The organism is Bacillus sp. FJAT-42315 (assembly GCF_002797375.1).
Classification (GTDB): domain Bacteria; phylum Bacillota; class Bacilli; order Bacillales; family Domibacillaceae; genus Bacillus_CE.
In genome coordinates this window covers 2693977-2696973 of record NZ_KZ454941.1, presented here as the reverse complement: position 1 = coordinate 2696973, position 2997 = coordinate 2693977, and the positions used below count along the sequence as shown (strand labels likewise).

The 2997-nt window shown below is 38.0% G+C and carries 4 protein-coding genes and 1 pseudogene; 3 read left to right on the top strand and 2 right to left on the bottom strand.

Annotation, left to right across the window (positions count from 1 at the left end):
* Nucleotides 1–282, bottom strand: a pseudogene (locus CEF22_RS18730) (sensor histidine kinase); the annotation flags it as partial.
* Complete coding sequence (locus CEF22_RS13190) at nt 279–992, bottom strand: response regulator transcription factor (RefSeq protein WP_100403229.1); 714 nt, start codon at nt 990–992, stop codon at nt 279–281. The gene CEF22_RS13190 and the pseudogene CEF22_RS18730, both read right to left, overlap by 4 nt.
* Before the next feature lie 150 nt (nt 993–1142).
* On the opposite strand from CEF22_RS13190, the gene CEF22_RS13185 reads away from it, so the two are divergent.
* From CEF22_RS13185 to CEF22_RS13180, 3 genes are all read left to right on the top strand, one after another.
* Nucleotides 1143–2339, top strand: a complete 1197-nt coding sequence (locus CEF22_RS13185; RefSeq protein WP_100403228.1) for a DUF418 domain-containing protein — start codon at nt 1143–1145, stop codon at nt 2337–2339.
* A gap of 1 nt (nt 2340) precedes the next feature.
* Complete coding sequence (locus tag CEF22_RS18550) at nt 2341–2508, top strand: hypothetical protein (protein ID WP_157843233.1); 168 nt, start codon at nt 2341–2343, stop codon at nt 2506–2508.
* Between the two features lie 152 nt (nt 2509–2660).
* Nucleotides 2661–2997: helix-turn-helix transcriptional regulator (locus CEF22_RS13180; RefSeq protein WP_100404012.1), on the top strand; the 337-nt coding region annotated here is incomplete at its 3' end.

Below are 2997 nucleotides of genomic sequence, written 5' to 3'. Positions count from 1 at the left end.
TCCGATCACTTCACCTTTATGATTGATGATTTGTAGCCACATGTTTCTTTGCTTTAGTCTTGCTTCCCATTTTTCATCGATGTTAGCTATGTTATTCTCTATGGTGGTTTCTATTGTGATGTTTTCTAATACCCCTACTGGGAAATTTCTTTTTACTTCTTCATCAGCTAAATGCTGAAGTAATAGGAATAATAAAGCGAAAACAATTACAATAATTGTAATTGTTAACGTAATAAATTGTATGGAAAAATGCCAAATCAGTCTTCTTCTTAATGATTTCATGTCATTTTTCCTTTAACCAGTTTGTAACCAAGACCGCGGACGGTTACTAAAAATTGCGGTCGGCTTGGATCTTCTTCAATTCGTTCTCTAATTCGTCTTATATGAACGGATACCGTATTGTCATCGACGTAATGGTTATAGCCCCAAACCGCTTCAAGTAGTTCAGATTTAGAGAAGACTTTATTTGGATGCTTACAAAAATACAACAAAAGTAAATAGACTTGGGTTGGGCATGAAACAGCTTGACCATCTACTAATAATTCCCCTTTGTCTTCATCTACTAAAAACCTTCCAAAGTTAAATGTTTTCTTTTTGTTCGCTGTTGGTAATGTTTCAACGGATGAAATTCTGCGAAAATGAGCTTTAATTCTCGCGGCGATCTCCAACGGGTTAAACGGCTTCGTGACATAGTCATCTCCACCAATAGCAAACCCGGTCAATACATCTAGATCGGATACTTTCGCTGTGACAAATAAAATATAGGCTTCTGATATTTCTCGAATTTTAGGGCATAATTCAAACCCGCTATAATCAGGTAACATCACATCAAGCACAATTAAGTCAATCTGTCTTTTTTCTAATATAGCTAGCGCCTCGTTTGCAGTGTGTGCGGTATAAATATGTTCAAATCCTTCTTTTCGCAAAACGGTTTCAATCATTTTCACAATCGCTTTTTCATCATCAACGAGCAATATGTTTCTTGTTTCCATTTCTATACACCTCGTTTCTTATAGTAGCATATGAACATTACGAGAACTTGAACAGAAGAGAAAGAGTTTATGAAATGTTAATCTATTGTTTCTTTCCAAGAAACCTTTCTTGTGTAAATTAATAGTATCAACGCATGTGAGGAGAATTTCATGGATAAATATAGAGTTTCGGCGATTGATGGCATGAGAGGCTTTAGTTTATTAGGGATTTTATTAGCCAATATGCTGATCTTTCAATATGGGATTTGGGGAAAGGACGAAATCGGTTTTTATTCGTTATCAGCAGCTGATTTAGGAGCCTATAAACTAGTCAAAGTATTAGTTGAAGGCAGCTTTATGCCAATCTTTACGTTTTTATTTGGCTATTCGATGATTAAAATGAAGGAAAGTTTGGAGCGTAAAGGAGTACCGTTAAAACGATATTTTGTCAGACGATTTTTATTCTTGGTGTGCGCGGGGCTTTTACACTCCACTTTCTTATGGGAAGGAGATATTCTCTTCTTTTATGGTTTCATGGGCTTTTTTCTCTTGTTGTTTATGAATCGTAGTAAAAAGACGCTACTTATTTGGGGAACATCTTTATTAATTCTCATGTCATTTTTGGGATATGGAAACATGGAAGAGTCAGCCGAGGATAAAAAGATCATGGCTGAATATGTTGAAGAAACAAAAACAATCTATAGTAGCGGTAGTTATTCTGAAATTAAGGCCCATCGTAATAATGAAGATCCACTCAATTTACCGGATGCTTTTTATGTAGTTATATTGATTTTGGCTCCCTTACTTACGGCTCCGCTCTTTTTATTTGGGATGTTTGCGGCAAAAGCGAACGCATTTGTTCACTTGCAAAAGGAGCGATCGCTATACATAAAAGGCTCGCTACTTATGTTGCCAATCGGTATTGCACTAAAGGTCATTCCACACGTCAGCGAATCGGCTTGGAGTGGTGTGGCTGAAATGCTTGGAGCCAGCTTGTTAGCACTCGGGTATATTTTTCTGTTTGCTCTGCTCTATACAAGGAAGCCCAATAAGATATTTCCTGCCGCATTTGAAAGTGTTGGCAAGTTGTCGTTAACGAATTATTTAATGCAGACCGTGATTTGTACGACGATTTTTTATGGCTATGGTTTCGGATTATTTGGGAAATTAGGCATGATCTGGGGGATAGTGTTAGCGGTCATGATTTATGCTCTACAAGCAATCGCCAGTCATTATTACTTGAGAAGGTTCAAAAGAGGACCAATAGAACAACTGTTAAGAATATGGACGAATTTTTCATGGAATGGTCGTGTTAGACAGAAAAAGCTGCGAATTGAGGAAGGGCCTAAAAAAGCGGAGGGGATGTAGGATGCCAAAACGAATGATTTTCGGATCCATACTGGCCGTTGTTGGTGTCATTCTTACCTTTTGTAGCTATTCGCTTCCTGTTGAAAAGCATTTCTGGCAAAAGATTGGCTGTTTGCTAGTAGTGACTGGAGTATTTCTCGCACCTAATTGGATCAATAAGGAAGAATGAGCACCTAAATTAGGTGCTTTTTATATTGGAATATTTTCTATTTTAGTATAAAATTACACTAGTAAAGATTGTTTAATAAGTTGCAGATAGCGATAGAGGCTCGTAGAAGTTTTTGAACGACCCTTGCACCAAAAGGAATGAAGGTGATACAAATGGATAAGCAACAAGTAAATGAATTATTGTCCGGTAAGCTCAAACTGATTCGCACAGAAAAAGGCTATACGCAAGATAAAATGTCAGAAGTGCTTGGCATGTCTAAAAAGACGCTTGTGCAAATTGAAAAAGGAAGAACGTTGGCTGGCTGGACAACGGTTGTCGCTTTATGTGCGTTATTTCGGGAAAGTGAAATTCTGCAAGGATGCCTCGGTGATGATCCAGTGGAGATGGTTGAGACAATTGCTCACAACAGCATTAGTACGCCAAAAGAGAAAACGATGGGAGGGCGTGTTTGGTGGCGAGAAGTGGAGTCCTGTCACGGTGTTCGTTTAC

What these genes read in the sequence shown, in the direction of transcription:
- CEF22_RS13190 (WP_100403229.1), bottom strand. Translation starts at nt 992, where the DNA reads ATGGAAACAAGAAACATATTGCTCGTTGATGATGAAAAAGCGATTGTG.
- CEF22_RS13185 (WP_100403228.1), top strand. Translation starts at nt 1,143, where the DNA reads ATGGATAAATATAGAGTTTCGGCGATTGATGGCATGAGAGGCTTTAGT.
- CEF22_RS18550 (WP_157843233.1), top strand. Translation starts at nt 2,341, where the DNA reads ATGCCAAAACGAATGATTTTCGGATCCATACTGGCCGTTGTTGGTGTC.